The sequence below is a fragment of the Bacteroidota bacterium genome (assembly GCA_030706745.1).
In the GTDB taxonomy this organism is placed as follows: Bacteria; Bacteroidota; Ignavibacteria; order Palsa-1295; family Palsa-1295; genus PALSA-1295.
Genome location: JAUZNX010000010.1, coordinates 64,656 through 80,245 on the forward strand (window position 1 = coordinate 64,656; position 15,590 = coordinate 80,245).

13 protein-coding genes are annotated in these 15,590 nt (G+C 56.1%); 3 read left to right on the top strand and 10 right to left on the bottom strand.

Annotated features, from left to right (window positions below):
- Nucleotides 1-24 precede the first annotated feature (24 nt).
- The 7 genes from Q8902_11695 to Q8902_11725 form a co-directional block, all read right to left on the bottom strand.
- The gene (locus tag Q8902_11695; protein MDP4200220.1) at nt 25-924 is read right to left on the bottom strand and encodes an HNH endonuclease; all 900 of its coding nucleotides are present in this window, start codon (nt 922-924) and stop codon (nt 25-27) included.
- 66 nt (nt 925-990) lie between these two features.
- The gene (locus tag Q8902_11700; protein MDP4200221.1) at nt 991-1,746 is read right to left on the bottom strand and encodes a S1/P1 nuclease; all 756 of its coding nucleotides are present in this window, start codon (nt 1,744-1,746) and stop codon (nt 991-993) included.
- A gap of 12 nt (nt 1,747-1,758) precedes the next feature.
- Nucleotides 1,759-2,067, bottom strand: a complete 309-nt coding sequence (locus tag Q8902_11705) for a type II toxin-antitoxin system PemK/MazF family toxin (protein ID MDP4200222.1) — start codon at nt 2,065-2,067, stop codon at nt 1,759-1,761.
- A gap of 26 nt (nt 2,068-2,093) precedes the next feature.
- Nucleotides 2,094-2,276 (bottom strand): hypothetical protein, encoded by a 183-nt coding sequence (locus tag Q8902_11710; protein MDP4200223.1) that lies wholly within the window; start codon nt 2,274-2,276, stop codon nt 2,094-2,096.
- Nucleotides 2,277-2,349: 73 nt separating this feature from the next.
- Nucleotides 2,350-3,171 carry a glutamate racemase gene (gene murI / locus Q8902_11715; GenBank protein ID MDP4200224.1) on the bottom strand — a complete coding sequence of 274 codons (822 nt, stop codon included), beginning with the start codon at nt 3,169-3,171 and terminating at the stop codon, nt 2,350-2,352.
- Nucleotides 3,171-3,842, bottom strand: a complete 672-nt coding sequence (locus Q8902_11720; GenBank protein MDP4200225.1) for a DUF2059 domain-containing protein — start codon at nt 3,840-3,842, stop codon at nt 3,171-3,173. Before Q8902_11720 ends, murI begins: the two co-directional genes overlap by 1 nt.
- An 88-nt stretch (nt 3,843-3,930) precedes the next feature.
- Nucleotides 3,931-4,641, bottom strand: coding sequence for a hypothetical protein (locus Q8902_11725; GenBank protein ID MDP4200226.1), 711 nt, complete (start codon nt 4,639-4,641; stop codon nt 3,931-3,933).
- Nucleotides 4,642-4,651: 10 nt separating this feature from the next.
- Between Q8902_11725 and Q8902_11730 the strand changes: the two genes are divergently transcribed.
- A complete protein-coding gene (locus Q8902_11730) occupies nt 4,652-4,879 on the top strand; it encodes a hypothetical protein (GenBank protein ID MDP4200227.1) in 228 nt (75 codons plus the stop codon).
- Nucleotides 4,880-4,941: 62 nt separating this feature from the next.
- Nucleotides 4,942-6,228 (top strand): MFS transporter, encoded by a 1,287-nt coding sequence (locus Q8902_11735; protein ID MDP4200228.1) that lies wholly within the window; start codon nt 4,942-4,944, stop codon nt 6,226-6,228.
- 184 nt (nt 6,229-6,412) lie between these two features.
- Here the strand turns inward: Q8902_11735 and Q8902_11740 are convergent, their stop codons facing one another.
- The 3 genes from Q8902_11740 to Q8902_11750 form a co-directional block, all read right to left on the bottom strand.
- On the bottom strand, nt 6,413-7,843 hold the full coding sequence (locus Q8902_11740) for a T9SS type A sorting domain-containing protein (protein ID MDP4200229.1): 1,431 nt from the start codon (nt 7,841-7,843) through the stop codon (nt 6,413-6,415).
- Nucleotides 7,844-7,924: 81 nt separating this feature from the next.
- A complete protein-coding gene (locus Q8902_11745; protein ID MDP4200230.1) occupies nt 7,925-8,539 on the bottom strand; it encodes a DUF3109 family protein in 615 nt (204 codons plus the stop codon).
- A 3-nt stretch (nt 8,540-8,542) separates the two neighbouring features.
- Nucleotides 8,543-10,159 carry a sialidase family protein gene (locus tag Q8902_11750; GenBank protein ID MDP4200231.1) on the bottom strand — a complete coding sequence of 539 codons (1,617 nt, stop codon included), beginning with the start codon at nt 10,157-10,159 and terminating at the stop codon, nt 8,543-8,545.
- A gap of 192 nt (nt 10,160-10,351) precedes the next feature.
- Here Q8902_11750 and Q8902_11755 point away from each other — a divergent pair, with 192 nt between their 5' ends.
- Entirely contained in the window at nt 10,352-15,481 is a 5,130-nt protein-coding gene (locus tag Q8902_11755; protein ID MDP4200232.1) for a hypothetical protein, read from the top strand.
- Nucleotides 15,482-15,590 lie beyond the last annotated feature (109 nt).

The window sequence follows — 15,590 nt, forward strand, 5'->3', positions numbered from 1 at the left end:
GTAATCATAAAGCCCTCCAAGTCGTCAAGCCGCAAATCTATGCTCATTGTGCCAAACCAGCGATTCACGTGAAGGGCGCAGGATGTCTGGTCCAGGAAGCGAAATAAGCTCTCGACCCTGTAAAGCATAGTAGTCCTTTCCATTCTCAAATTCTGATTTGATTCGGCTACTCACCTCCACGTGAAGATCAGGCGTCACTGTCAGATAGCCAGCGTCAAAAAGAGTATGAATGTCCGATCGAAGGAAGAGGCCGTTAGAGACAATGTGCTTACCGTGTTCGCTATAAGGAATAATGTGAGAGGCCTGAAGGACTGGAAGTGTTCGTTCACCTGTGACGGCACACCTTCGGTTGTAAGCATCCATGACGAGCACGCGAAAACCGCCTTGCCCGACGCGCTGCATGATCGTCTGTTCCTGGTAGCGTTCGTACTCGCTGAAGTCGAGCCAATTGGCATAGTTGAGGTGCTCCGTTACGGCCGCCCAAATTGCAGCACCATCGGCATTCTCAGTAAGATAGCGCTTACCTTGAACGATTGCATTTCCCCAAGCCGGTACCGGAACCCACGCCTCCTGTTCAAAGAAAAATGGCTGTGTGAGAATGATGCATCCTACTTGAGGATCTGGTGACGAACGATGAGTATGGCCAATGATCTTAGCCTTCAAGCCCTCTAACGACCTTGTTCCGTTCTTGCTGCCAAATGCCGCCCAAGCTACTGAAGCAGGCATTACCGAGTAACGGACGAAAAAGGCTCCTCCTACGATGTAATGCGGGCTGCCTTTAAGCTTAAAGAGAAACGGTTCGCCCGGTTGTAGTAAGTGCCAATCTTCCTTCGCACTGGGCTTCCAAAAATTGACCTCATCGGCATGTTCAGCTTGCAGCTGGAAGAACCAATCTCGATCAGTGACGCCGGTGAAGAATCTCATCCTATCACAAAAATACGCTTTATTATTCAGTTGGCGGAACAGAACACTTTTGAACCGACCCGATGATCAAATATCCGCCCCTATCTCCGCCGCCAAGCAGGCGGCTTCCCAGAGGCTTCGGGTGATGACGGTCCACTCGTGGCGCAGGTATTTGGAGTTCATCTTCTCGCCGGGTTTGAGGAGCGCTTCCAGCGCGCGGGCGTGGCTTACGTTTGCCGCTTCAACGAGGCTTGGTAGAGAAGCGGGATAGTGATGCGTCCGATAAATCTTCGAGGCGAGACTCCGGGCGGATGGGTTCTTGTCCTTGATGATCGTCGCGTCCCACAACTGGTGCATCTTGCGCTTGTGTCCGTGATAGATCACGACGAGCGTGTTCGCGCCGCGATCGTTATTGTTGTAGCAGTGAAACGGCTGATAGAGATCGCCAACGAGATGGAGCCAGAAGAGCAGCGCCTCCTTGCGCTCCGCGCGCAGAGCGTTTTTGTTTTGCACGGTGGCCCGCGCGTGTTCCAGCTCCTTGATGATGCAGGTGGGTTCGCAGTCGCGCGCGGCATCGTAGGCATCGGCGGTCGCTGGAATATCGACGTAGTGCCATCGATCCTCGCTCTCCGGCCTGTGCGGACGAATGCTGTCGGCCCAGCGACCGATCTCGCCCCAATCGTGCGTCCCCAACAGCTCGTAGACCTTGACCTGCTCCGACCGCTTCATCAGCCGGAGCGCCATCCGCACAACGACCTCATGTCCTTCCCTTCCCCACGCGAACGATGATGCGGGCGCGAGAAGCGGGAGGCAGGTCAGGCAAAGAATCAGCAAACGTTTCACGGGCATTCAAGCTCAGTGGGTCAGGCCGAGCGCTTCGAGGAGAGCTTTATTCAGCTTGAGTTCGATTCGCGCTGCCAGGTCTCCTAATTTTGAATAGACGAGTGCGCGATTGAGCAGCACAAGTTTGTGTGCACGCAGAACGGACGTGCGTTTGAGCCCGGTCTTTTGAAAATCGGAATCGGCAGAACTCAGGATAATGTCCGATGGCAACACCGGATCCGGCAACGAGGATGAGATGAATGCGCACAGCACATCGTCCGCGCTGGCGAGATACTTGTTCGGAGTGACGATCACCGCTGGCCGAACTTTCGAGTCCGTCAAGTCAGTGAAAGGAAAGCGTACTAATACTACGCTGCCCCGTTGATAGGTTTCTTGGGCCATGAGGCCGTGTGGCCGTCGTTAAGGGAGTAAATGTCTTCGGAAGGATCTTCAAGCCACTTATGCGCTTTCGATGCGGCGGCGAGCGCAATGAGTTCGCGGTCGGATGGCGTGCGCTTCTGAGGAGCGCTCGCCTTACGACTGCGATTCAACGGCGTGATTATTTTCGCTGTCTTCTGCATCGATAACATCAACAAGACGCTCTATTTCGCGTTCCCGTCTCTCCTAGCTTACCACCCAGGATTCCTTCCAGGTCACGAGCTTTGCTTCGGGCATGGGGCGTCCCAAGAAACGCTCGCCGATCTGCTGGAATTTTCGGGGCATGTCGCTGACCAGAATGGATGAAGGCAGAGGGATGAGGGTTGAAGGATTCGGCAGCTTCGCTGCCACCACTTTGGCAGCTTCGGCGCCGGAGTTGACGAGCGTCACGTTCTTCCCTATCGTCTTTTGAATAATATCAAGCAAGACGGGATAGTGCGTGCAGCCCAGTACAAGTGTATCGATATGCTGCTCTCGGAGCGGACGGAGATATTCTTCGGCGACGAGTTCGGTCGCGGGGTGGTCGGTCCATCCTTCTTCGGCGAGTGGCACGAAGAGCGGGCACGCGACGGAGAACGTCTCGCACGGTTTGCTTTGCCGATCCGCTTCGATCGCGATGGCGTCCTCATACGCCTGACTCGCTATGGTCGCCTCGGTGCCGATGATACCGATGCGTCCCGTACGCGTTGCTCGGACCGCTTCTTTTGCTGTCGGCGCGATCATGCCGATCACCGGAATCGTACCCGCCATGCGCTCGACCTCATCGAGCGCCACGGCGCTCACCGTGTTACACGCCACGACGATCATCTTCACTCCATGCGCGAGCATCAGCTCGGTATCCTCACGCGCATACCGCCGAACGGTATCGCGCGATTTCGCGCCATAGGGCACGCGAGCGGTATCACCAAAATATACGATGGACTCATGCGGAACGGTCGTGAAGAGCTCCTTCACGACCGTCATCCCACCAATACCGGAATCGAAGACTCCGATCGGCTTTACGTCCATTAGTGTACGTGTCCCGAGTCCATCACAGGAGGTTCGGGCGGCGGTGGCATTCCCTCGGGCGGCATTCCGGGCTGGCCGGGCCGCATTCCCGGACGCGGGCGCATACCGGGGCCACGCATTCCTCCGGGGCCGCCTGGTCCCATACCCGGTGGGCGCTGCATGGGCTTGCGCATCGGCATGATGACTGTGTTGATCGTGCGCTGAATGTACTGCTCGATCTGTCCGGAGCGCGCGCCAACGAGTCGCGGCTCGATTTCAAGATAGTGCTTGCCCGATGGCGTTTTGAAGAACGCGACAAGCGACTTCAGTTCGTCGGCGGTAAAATTCTCGCGATACGCGTTGAAGAGGATGGTCTCATCTTCATTCGGGTTCAGCGCGAGCATGACGCTATCGACGGCATGGGCGGAATCGATGCCCTGCATCTTGAACATACGAGACATCCGCTGAAGCTGGGCCTCGGCGCGTTCCTTGATGGTCGGCGTTACGCGAATGAGCGGATACAGCTCCTTGAAGGCAGCTTTGAACTTGACGCTATCGGATTGGGGCGGGGCCTTCTCCTCGGTCGCCGCCGTCCGGCCGGGGGCGAGTTTTTCTTTTGGCGCTTTCGGCTTCTGCGCCATGGCGCTCGAAGCAAGGAGTAAGACGAGAACGATACTTAGAAGATACTTCATGTGTCAGTTGAACATTGATGGACGCGACGCATCGTATCCGATGCTCGCGGCACTACAAATTGCATCGCGCACGAAAAAGTTTGCATGCTCACAGCGGTTTCCACGCGCCGCCCTCGAAGATTTCGAAATTCGTCACCGGATGGACCTCCCATTGCGATGCCCTCGACTTGCCAACTTCGTCGGGATGTTCCTCGTCCCACATCAGCCAGCCGGTCACGCGGACGCGCTCGTGATGCTGCGCGAGGCGCTCAAGCTGATCGATACGCCAATTCGCCCGCACGGATTCCCAGCGCGGGGTAATCTCCACGACGAGGCCGTTCGCTTTGTCGTTCGTCGGCACATCGCTCACCCAAATGTGGTAATCGTGCAGCGAGTCCGAATAGCCGTTGCAGCTTTCGCGGCCTTCCTCCTTTGCGCGAACGAGATACCCAACGATCCGCACACCGCGCGATTCTTGCTGCCGCGCATAGTCACGTGCGGCGCCAGACCATCGCTCGCGCTTCTCGCGACCCGTTTCGGCCAATAGACCAGAGGGAATCTGGATGATGCTGGCCACCGTCAGGTCCGCGACATCGAGCGGCATCGTGTAGCGGTTCTTCTCGCGATTTAGCTGAGGGTCGCCGCCCTTGCCTTCCAAGCCAACGCCGCCGATTTCCTCCGGCGCAACTGCCGACTCCCGCACGGCTGACTCCGACACCGCTGGCGCGTGCGAAATCTTCTTGACGGAATTCGCGTACCATACTATGGCGGCGATCGCAATCAGCAAAACCGATAGACTATATTTTTTGTGATTCTTCACTACTTCCTCAATGTCCAGCCGATACTATAACATTCCGGACGTTCGCGATGGTCTGACCGAAGTCGAGCGAACGGTGCTGCTCGTCCTGCACGAAGCCCGCAAGGAATACGGCGATCGCATGATTCCAATGGCGCTCATCTTTGGCCGCGTCCAGGAGCGGCTGGACCTCTCGTGGGAAGAATTTCAACGGGCTATTACGAAAGCGCAAGTGGTGCAGCCATGGCTCTTTCAGAATTAGTCGTTCAGCTGAGTTGATTGCCCGGAAACGCTTTTGATTGAAGTTGCCTATAGTCGGGCTCTATGCCGCTTAAATCCAAAGAAAAAGTCTTTACCGGGTATCAGATCTTTGTGATCGCGGTACTCTCATTCATGCAGTTCGCGGTCATTTTGGATTTCATGGTGATTTCGCCACTCGGTGTAATCCTGATGAAGACGCTTTCGATCACTCCATCGAAATTCAGCCTTGCCGTATCGGCCTATGCGTTTAGTGCCGGTGCTTCCGGATTGCTGGCGGCCGGATTCGCAGATAAATTCGACCGAAAGCGGCTCCTGCTCTTCTTCTTCAGCGGGTTCTTGCTCGGCACGGTGCTCTGCGCGATAGCTCCAACATTCGAGCTATTGTTAGTCGCTCGTATTGTGACTGGCATCTTCGGCGGTGTGATCGGTTCGGTTAGCTTCGCGATTATCACCGATCTATTTCCGATGCAAGTTCGTGGCCGTGTGATGGGGTACGTTCAAATGTCGTTCTCGGCAAGCCAGGTGCTCGGAATTCCCGTTGGGCTCTGGCTCGCAAATGCATACGGCTGGCACGCCTGCTTTTGGATGATCGCTGCGATTGGAACAGTGGCAGGAATCGTGATCGCAATCAAGATGCGACCCGTTCGCGAGCATCTCACACTGAATATCGATCGCAATGCATTGCACCATCTGGTTGCAACGCTCTCCAAACCTCGGTATCTGTTTGGATTTCTGACCATGTCCACTCTGGCCTCTGGATTTATGCTCATGCCGTTCGGAACGGCGTTCGCCACACAGAATTTGGGTCTGACGATGGACCAGCTCCCGCTGCTGTTTCTCATTACTGGTCTCTCGACCATTGTGGTTGGACCAATTGCTGGCAAGATCAGCGATGCAATCGGCAAGAACCGATTGTTTATTTTCGCAACGCTGGCGAACTTGATTGTTGTCGCAATCTATACAAATATGGGAACGACCCCATTCTGGATTGCCTGTGCAATTAGTGTTGCGATCTGGGTCACGAGCACTGCCCGTATGATCCCGGCTGGGGCGTTGGTGACAGCAATACCTGAGAAAGAGGACCGCGGTGCGTATATGAGTTTGAACTCCGCGATCATGCAAATTTCCGGTGGCATTTCGACAGTGATTGCCGGACTTGTTGTAACCCAATCACCTGCAGGAAAGCTCGTACACTACGATCTCTTAGGGTATCTCGTGGCTGCAATTATGCTCGTCTCGGTCGCGCTGATGTACTTCATCAATCGATCGATCGAAGAAAAGTCCCATGCGGTACCGTTACCGGATGTGAGCGAACAGACCTCTCCGGAATTCGCAACTGAAGCGAGCTAAGACTCCGATCACTGCCCAGATATGTGCTAGGCGGTGGCGCATGCTTTAGCTTGAGCGAATCTCAGCGTATGGCGATACAGTTCAGAGGTTCCGCTCGAGTGCACACTCGAGCTCGCAGAAGCTAAACGTCTGCTGTGCACATTCCGCCGCCCACGCCTCCAACGGAGCGAAATAGCCGGCAGCGTTATTGCCTCGCTTTCACCACTCGCTGCATCGTCGTTCCGGTGGCGCTTTGGATGCGGAGCAAATAAACGCCACTCTGCAACTGCGAGAGATCGAGCGACATGGTGTTGTCCGCAGCGTGCGCGCTCACATCTTGCGCGCGTCCTAACTCATCGATGATCGCGACTTGCGTACTTATGGGATTGTATGGGAAGTCGAGCGTGAGCATCCCCGTCGTCGGGTTCGGATAGATTGCAGCGTCACTGCCCTGGGCGCTGACGGGATGCACTGCCGCTCTCGCTGCTTGCGCGTCCATTGCTGCAACGCGGGCCTGATAAGCAAGATAATACCTGTCACCATAGTACATCCAACTGTTGCCGTTCGCAAACGCTGTATCGAGTTTGTGTTCGAACGCCGGTGTCAGAATTTCCGAGCGAGCGACGATGACGCGCTCGATCGAATCCGGAGTGGGTGTAATGTCGAGCTTAAGCGTGTAGTTTGTCGCCCATCTCGGGACAATCCAGAACACCCGCACGCCCGGTCTACCGAAATAGCTCTGTCTCCAAGTCTCAATCATGGCATCGGCTTCCTTGCGGTACAAACCACATACAACTAACGAATCTCGGAATCCGGCAAGCACCGAGTCGAAATTGAGCGTCCGCGCGTTTGGTGGACACATCGCAGCCCACCCAGTATTGAGGCTTCCAGCCCATAATACGCTTTGCGTGGCGCTGTCATCAGAAAGTTGATAGACAAATGCATACGGAACCGGCATGTACGTTTCATTGGCAACGACCAAGGTATCGTGCAAATACTGGGTCCAAATCTCTTGGGTTGCAATGGACATCCGCTCTGCATTGCCGACGCCGCGATAGAAGAGATACTTCTCCACATTGCCAAGCGAATCGGTCACGATATTGGCGTCTGTTGCGCGAGGCGCCTGCCAGGTGTGCGTCTCGCCCGGCTTCCATAGGCCTAATGTATCATCGGGCGCCTTTGCACGGATCTGAGCATTCCACGCGATCCATCCGTGCTCGGCCGTGTCCTCGAGGTGCAGCGTATCGAATCTCGAAGGATACGGCTCTCCATCCGCGCGCGGAGGATACCATTGGCTGATGGTCCCGGCGGGCCAATCGACGCGCACCGAAACAGATCTTGCGACATCCGAATAGAAATAGATGACGGGCGTCTCCATTTTTAGCGTCGCTCCCGAACACGGCATGTAAAGGCCTTTGCTGATTTGTGGCGAAAATCCGGAGAAACTGCCAACGAAGTAAGGCAGCGATTCCTCTTCGTGATAGAGTCCGGGCAAGAGCCGACCATCGCTCCCTGCGAGGGTAGTGAACGTGCCCCACTCATGCACGACAAATGGTTGCTGCGCGCGAATCCCTGCGGCAAAGAATGCGGAAACAAGAACCAATAGGACGACCAGTCCTGCGACGATCCGTTTCATAGGCGTAGCGGTAAGTTGTAAGACGACGACGACTGTGAAACACAGGGACAGCCGAAGAGTCACACTGCGGATGAGTTGCAGTCACCCGTTCTCGGGAATGAGAGCCTTCCTGAGTCTATCGAGCCGCTCGGCACCCAGTGCGCGAGCCAGTGGCGTATCGAGGAAATCGAGCACAGGAATGCGTTCGCGTTTGCCGCGCGCGCGGCCACCTTTGCACTCGCTTATTTCTTCGTAGACGATCTCGAACGTGCTTTCGCCAGTTGGATAAATTCGAATGGGAAAAAGGTGGCAACTGATCGGCTTGGGAAAGCCAGTAATTTCTCCAGCACGATATGCCCTTTCGATTGCGCAATAAGCGATCTCACTATTATTGTCATACATCACAAAAACGCAATCGCGACCACGGATGGCCGGAATGGTCAATGTGCCGTCCGACTGCTTCTCGTACACGCCGGTTCGGTCAATAATCTCGAGTGCCTCGGGCGGCAAATACTTACGGACTGCCGGTAGAACACGCTCGATCTCCTCGATCTCACCGTGTAAGATCGGCGCACCCGCATCCGCAGGCATCGTGCAACATGCACCTTTGCAGACATCGAGATCGCACGCGAATTGGACTTCGCCCAGTGCCCGATCCACTTCGAAATGAGCGCGTTCGCTATAGATGGGTAACTCGATCGATTCAGGCCGGGACATGATCTACGGGAGAATTACTTTTGTGACGAGCGTAGAGAAGCTTCCGTTCGCATCATTCGTTTGTGAAATCGTCGTCATACGAATGAGGTAGCCGCCTGGACTAACCGATGCCGGAAATCGGATACGATACTCGCCTGCTCCATAGGTCCCACTTATCAGCGACTCCACATGCCGGCCAAGCATATCGTAGAGATCGATCGCTACGTGTTCGTTCTCCGCCAGCGCGAACGCCAACGAAGGACGAATCGCATCCCCAGCAATCCATATTCGATCACGAGTTGATGACGCGGTACTGTGTACTGTTGCGCTCGCGGCGGTGTCGACAATTTGCGCAGTCCACACACTGAGAAGCGAATCATCCATCCGCACCCACACAGGGTAAATGTGGCGATTGTATGCGGTGATTCCGATGTAATCCCCAAAGAATATTTTGGACACCGGATTGAAGGCTGTGCCACTGACCTTCTCATTCGTGAATGACTCGCCACCATCCGTCGAGCGTGCCAGATACACGTCAGTCATCGGCACACTCCATGGTTCGCCGCCGACATAATTGCGGCGATCGTAAAAGACCAGATAGATGCGACCCGTCACCGGATCGAGCGACATGCTCGGAAAAAAATGATGGTTGAGGGACGAGTCATCATTTACTCGAATCTCCTTGCTCCACGTCCCGCCGTTATCTGTGGAGCGCGTGAAATAGACATCGGTCACGCCACGCCGTTGATCGGACCACATGATATATAGCCTACCGTAATATGGCGATTGTGGATTCAGGTCCGAGGCCATCATCGGGAAACCATTCGCGCGGGAAATACCCGGAACATTGAAGTCCCATCCACCGGGCTGTTCGGCAATGATACGATCCTTGCCGAAGGTCTCCCCACCATCGGTTGAGCGATCGTAATAAATGTGCGTGCGGGCGGACCACGCGATGTTCACAGCACCATTGGGGCTCGCGGCCGTCGTTGCACCCTCGACTGTGTTACTGCTGTCGATACAATCGCCGCCCGTATCATCAACCCGGATGCGGTCGGACCAGGTCATGCCATGATCGCTGCTCTTCGCGAAAAAGATTCGCGAGCTATCGCCTGGCAACGTACTGCCGTATTTATCGTCTTCATTCCAGGATTCGAAGATGGTCCCGAGTGATTTGGATTGGGAGCGGTCCAGCCCGAGCCAGCCTTTATCCTGCATGGTGGGGGGAGCCAGGCCAATCTCTTCCCCATCATCGAATGTGCGGCCGGCATCCGTTGATCGTTGAACGACCATCCGCCAGAGGAATTGCGGATCTTTCCAGTTCTGCCCCGAGAGATGCTCATAATAGAGAATACCGGAATCGTCGAACATCAGGCATGGGTCACCCCAGAACCCATATTGGGAGCTCATTCGCATCATATCCCAGGTAAAGCCGGCATCGGACGATGTAAAGAGATAGTTGATGTTCGCGCCGGCGGCGAGTTGATTCAGATTCTTGGGATTTAGCGCGATCGAAACCTCCTCGGGGTCGCGCAGGCTCGGATCGCTAATGCGAATGTTCACTGGCTGCGCGTCCAGCCGATACGCAGGAGCCAATGCCGCCGCAATAAGTATAGTAGTGAGCCAAAGGAATGTCCGCATTCATAAACCCAACACCGATTCGGCAATTTAATTTTCCGATGACGTACTAATGTAGTAACGACAATTCCCGGTAAGTCCGGATTTTTGTGGTGATAGCAATGTCGCCGGGTTCGAATGTGACGTATTGGATTCGACTGTTCCGTCTGTCGTCCGTTCCTATCTCTGTAAATTCACGTCTTAACCTTATCAGTTATGTATCGCTACTACTTCCTGGGCGCGAGGCTGGCCGTGTGCCTCATCGCGCTGTCTTTTTCAACAACCGCGTTTTCGCAGGACATCCCGCATACTCTGAGCTATCAGGGTGTCCTTCAGGGCGCGGATAGCAAGATCGTCGCAGATGGACAGTACACTATCACTGTTCACTTGTATTCCGATGCCAATGGCGACCGAGAAGTCTGGAAGGAAACACTTCCGACAACCCTATCCAACGGGATATTCAATATCGCGCTTGGGTCCACCATTCCCCTTCCGCCGATGGACCGCCCGCTCTGGGCTGGCACCCAAATCGGCAATGGCGAAGTGATGAAGCCGCTAACGCCACTTTCAGCAACGCCATACGCCCTTGGCATTGCCGATAATTCGGTCACAAAAGGAAAGATGGCGACGGATTACGTAAGTTCGCTCACGCTTAATGGCCAGACCGTCAGCGGCCGCGGGGCTGACATTAATATTCAAACAGGCGATGGTATCGTTGCTGCGGTCGATCCGGCAACGAATACGCTGCTGCTCAAGTCCGGCCCGACTTCGCTTGAAGGCGCCAAAGGTGGTGCGGTACAGGGCAACACGACGATCAGCGGCTCGCTTACGGTGACCGGCTCGTCGTATCTTGGTTCAAGCTCCGCGCCTACGACAATCTATGGCGATGAACATCTTTCAGGTAGCCTCATCATGGCATCCGGCAAGACCCTTACGATTCCGGACCTGGCCTCCAGCAGTGTGGTGCGCACGGATGGATCGAGCAATCTGACGACGGGCAAGGTCGGGGTCTCGGACCTCTCGGCAACGGGATCGGCAAGCAGCACGACATTCCTGCGCGGTGACAATACATGGGCGGCCCCCGGCGGCAATGGTTGGAATCTCACCGGCAACTCCGGTACGACGTACCGCACGAACTTCATCGGCACGACCGATGGGCAGAACCTGCAAATCCGCGTGAATAACCAGCAGGCGGGGCTGATTGAATATAATGGCAATACAAATACCGGCATTGGGTACCAAGTGTTGAATTCCAACACGACCGGTTTCAGCAACACCGCCAGCGGGTTTCAGTCGCTCTTTAGGAACACAACCGGCATCCAAAATACAGCCAGCGGCACCTATGCGCTTTTTAGCAATACGACCGGCATCAGCAACACCGCCAGTGGTGCTGCTGCGCTCCTTGAGAACACGACCGGTAGCAACAACACGGCCATTGGCGGCGCTGCGCTCGAGATCAACACGACCGGCGGCGACAACACGGCAACTGGCTTTCAGGCGCTGGCATATAATACGGCGGGCGGCAACAACACAGCCAGCGGGTCCTATGCGCTCTTTAGCAACTCGTCCGGCGGCAGCAACACCGCCAGCGGCTACGGTGCGCTCGAATCCAACACGACTGGCGGCTACAACACATCCAGCGGGGCCAATACGCTCGCGAACAACACGACCGGCACCTACAACACGGCCAGCGGCGCCTCTGCGCTCCGGGGCAACACAACCGGCAGCAACAACACGGCCAGCGGCCATCAGGCGCTTTATTCCAACACGACCGGCACCTACAACACGGCCAGCGGCGATCAGGCTCTCTATAGCAACACGACGGGCAACTTCAACATGGCCAGCGGCAGCGGTACGCTCGCGAACAACACGACGGGCAACTTCAACATGGCCAGCGGCAGCGGTGCGCTCGCGAACAACACGACCGGCACCTACAACATGGCCAGCGGCGCCGATGCGCTGCTGAACAACACGACCGGCAACAACAACACCGCAAGCGGCCCCAATGCGCTTTATAGCAACACGACCGCCAGCGGCAATTCTGCATTTGGGTACGGCTCGCTGCAAGCGAACGCCTCAGGTGTTGCCAATGTCGCCGTTGGCGATAGCGCATTATTTTCAAATACAACTGCCAGTGGAAATACGGCAGTCGGATATCGGTCGATGTGGCGGAACGCGACAGGATTTGGTAATTCTGCTTTCGGCGATAGCGCATTAATCTTTAACAGATACGGCAACAACAATACGGCCGATGGTTACCAGGCACTCTCTTCCAACACGACCGGCGGCAGCAACACGGCCATCGGCTCTCAGGCGCTCAATAGCAACACGATCGGTTTCGAGAACACGGCCAGCGGCGCTCAGGCGCTCTTTAGCAACACGACCGGATTCGACAATATGGCCAGTGGCCTTCAGGCGCTCTATAGCAACACAGACGGGTACGAGAACACAGCCAGCGGCGTCCAGGCCCTCTTTAGCAACACAGACGGGTCCGAGAACACAGCCAGCGGTTTCGAGGCACTCGAATTCAATACAACCGGCAACTACAACACGGCCAGCGGCTATTTGGCGCTCAATAGCAATACGACCGGCTACTTCAACACGGCCAGCGGTGCCCAGGCTCTCGTCTTGAATACAACCGGCAACTTCAACACGGCCAGCGGCTATACGGCGCTCTTGAGCAACACGACCGGCGCTTACAACACCGCCAGCGGCGTCTATGCGCTGCTGAACAACACAACCGCCAGCGGCAATGCTGCCTTTGGTTTTGGTTCGCTCTTTACGAATACCGCTGGTGTTGCCAACGTCGCCGTAGGTGATAGCGCGCTCTTTAGGAGTACAACTGCCAGCGGAAATACAGCCGTCGGCTACCGGTCGATGTGGCAGAATACGACAGGATTTGACAATTCCGCTATCGGTGATAGCGCATTGTTCTCTAACACGACGGGCAGCAGCAGCACGGCCAGCGGCGTCTACGCGCTCAAATTCAACACGACTGCCAGCGGCAATGCTGCCTTTGGTTATGGCTCGCTCTATACGAATACCACCGGTGTTGCCAACGTCGCCGTTGGCGATAGCGCATTATTTTCAAATACAACCGCCAGCGGAAACACCGCCGTCGGCTACCGTTCAATCTGGCAGAATACGACAGGGTTTGACAATTCCGCTATCGGCGATAGCGCATTATTCTCAAATACGATTGGCAACAGCAATACGGCCAGCGGTTCTCAGGCGCTCTTTAGCAACACAACCGGCACGTACAACACGGCCAGCGGCACTCAGGCGCTCCTTAGCAACACGACCGGCAACTACAACACAGCCATCGGCTACATTACGCTCCAAAACAACACGACAGGCAGCAGCAACATGGCCAGCGGCGCCTATGCACTCTATAGCAATACAACTGGCGACGACAACACCGCCAGCGGCACCGATGCACTCAATAACAACACGACCGGCCACAGCAACACCGCCAGCGGCGTCAGCGCGCTCTATGGCAACACGACCGGCAACTTCAACACCGCCAGCGGCTTTCTGGCACTTAACAGCAACACAACCGGAAGCAGCAACACGGCCAGCGGAATCGCAGCGCTGCGACAAAACACGACCGGCAGCGGGAATACTGCCAGCGGTTACTACGCACTCCAAGCCAACAGCGCAAGCGGCAATTCTGCCTTTGGTTATGGCTCGCTACAAACAAACACAACTGGTGTTGCCAACGTCGGTGTTGGCGATAGCGCATTGTATTCGAGTACAACTGCCAGCGGAAATACTGCCGTCGGCTATGCATCGATGTGGGAGAACACGACGGGGTATGACAATTCCGCTATCGGCGATAGCGCATTGTTCTCAAATACGACCGGTTACAACAACACGGCCAGTGGCGTCCAGGCGCTCTATAGCAACACAACCGGCTTCGACAATACGGCGAGCGGCGCTTATGCGCTCTTTAGCAACTTATTCGGCGGCAACAACGCCGCCAGCGGCTTCTCTGCGCTCACGAGCAACACGACCGGCTGGGGAAACACTGCTAGCGGCTTCTCTGCGCTCGCGAACAACACGAGCGGCGACTACAACACGGCCAGCGGTGCCTATGCGCTCATAAGCAACACGACCGGCAGCTTAAATACGGCCAGCGGCATCAGTGCGCTCTCTAGCAACACGACCGGTGACGAAAATACGGCCAGCGGAGACGATGCGCTCGCTAACAACACGACCGGCATCGGAAATACGGCCAGCGGCGTCAGTGCGCTCTATGGCAACACGACCGGCGACGGTAACGCGGCCAGCGGAAAGTGGGCGCTTTTTAGCAACACGACCGGAAGCTTCAACACCGCCAGCGGCTACCAGGCGCTCTTTTCCAACACGACCGGCATCGAAAATACGGCCAGCGGTAGGCAGGCTCTCGGTGACAACACGACCGGCGGCAACAACACGGCCAGCGGCACGTATGCGCTTTATAGCAACACGACCGCCAGCGGCAATTCTGCCTTTGGGTATGGCTCGCTGCAAGCGAACACCACCGGCGTTGCCAATGTCGCCCTTGGTGATAGTGCGCTCTATTCAAATACGACCGCCAGCGGAAACACCGCCGTCGGCTACCGTTCGATGTGGCAGAATACGACGGGGCATGACAATTCCGCTATCGGCGATAGCGCATTGTTCTCAAACACGACTGGCTTCAAGAACACCGGCATCGGCTTCGAGGCACTTCATAGCAACACGACCGGCGTCAACAACACGGCAACGGGCTTTCAGGCGCTCTATGACAACACGACCGGCAACGACAACACGGTAACGGGCGTTGCGGCGCTCGAAATCAACACGTCCGGCACCAACAACACGGCCACCGGCGTGGCTTCGCTTGCCAACAACTCGACCGGCAATGGTAACACCGCCAGCGGCTGGGGGGCACTATCTTCTAACTTAGCTGGCACCAATCTGACTGCAATCGGCATAAGCGCTGACGTGAGTACCGATGGCCTTACAGACGCTACCGCGATCGGGGCCAATGCTTCAGTCACTGCCAGCCACACAGTGCAACTTGGCAGTTCGACGGTGACGGTGGTCCATACCTCCGGCTCGATCGTGACCACTGCTGGCTTTGCGGCGGCATATCGCGCGGACAATAGCGCAAGCGTCACCATCCTTGCGACGGACCACATCGTGAAGCTCACGCACGCGGGTTCGACCGGCGTGACCATGCCCACGCCGATCGCGGCCGGGCAGGTGATCACGATCTGGAATGCGACCGGATCTGCAACGACCACGACCGTGGTGCCCAATGGCGCCGCCTACGAATTTGTAACGGATGGTTCAACCTGGTCGCACGTGCCACTGCAATAGACAGTAAATCTTTCAAACACGCGTCGAGTAGAGAGTTCAAAAGAGGATCCCGCTCCTGTCGCCATTCTCATGGTCGCGGCTGGGGCGGGCACTCCTCCTTTTGGGATGG

Excerpts from the sequence above, each read along its gene's own strand:
- Q8902_11695 (MDP4200220.1), bottom strand. The coding sequence starts at position 924 with ATGAGATTCTTCACCGGCGTCACTGATCGAGATTGGTTCTTCCAGCTG.
- murI (MDP4200224.1), bottom strand. The coding sequence starts at position 3,171 with ATGGACGTAAAGCCGATCGGAGTCTTCGATTCCGGTATTGGTGGGATG.
- Q8902_11720 (MDP4200225.1), bottom strand. The coding sequence starts at position 3,842 with ATGAAGTATCTTCTAAGTATCGTTCTCGTCTTACTCCTTGCTTCGAGC.
- Q8902_11730 (MDP4200227.1), top strand. The coding sequence starts at position 4,652 with ATGTCCAGCCGATACTATAACATTCCGGACGTTCGCGATGGTCTGACC.
- Q8902_11735 (MDP4200228.1), top strand. The coding sequence starts at position 4,942 with ATGCCGCTTAAATCCAAAGAAAAAGTCTTTACCGGGTATCAGATCTTT.
- Q8902_11740 (MDP4200229.1), bottom strand. The coding sequence starts at position 7,843 with ATGAAACGGATCGTCGCAGGACTGGTCGTCCTATTGGTTCTTGTTTCC.
- Q8902_11745 (MDP4200230.1), bottom strand. The coding sequence starts at position 8,539 with ATGTCCCGGCCTGAATCGATCGAGTTACCCATCTATAGCGAACGCGCT.
- Q8902_11750 (MDP4200231.1), bottom strand. The coding sequence starts at position 10,159 with ATGCGGACATTCCTTTGGCTCACTACTATACTTATTGCGGCGGCATTG.
- Q8902_11755 (MDP4200232.1), top strand. The coding sequence starts at position 10,352 with ATGTATCGCTACTACTTCCTGGGCGCGAGGCTGGCCGTGTGCCTCATC.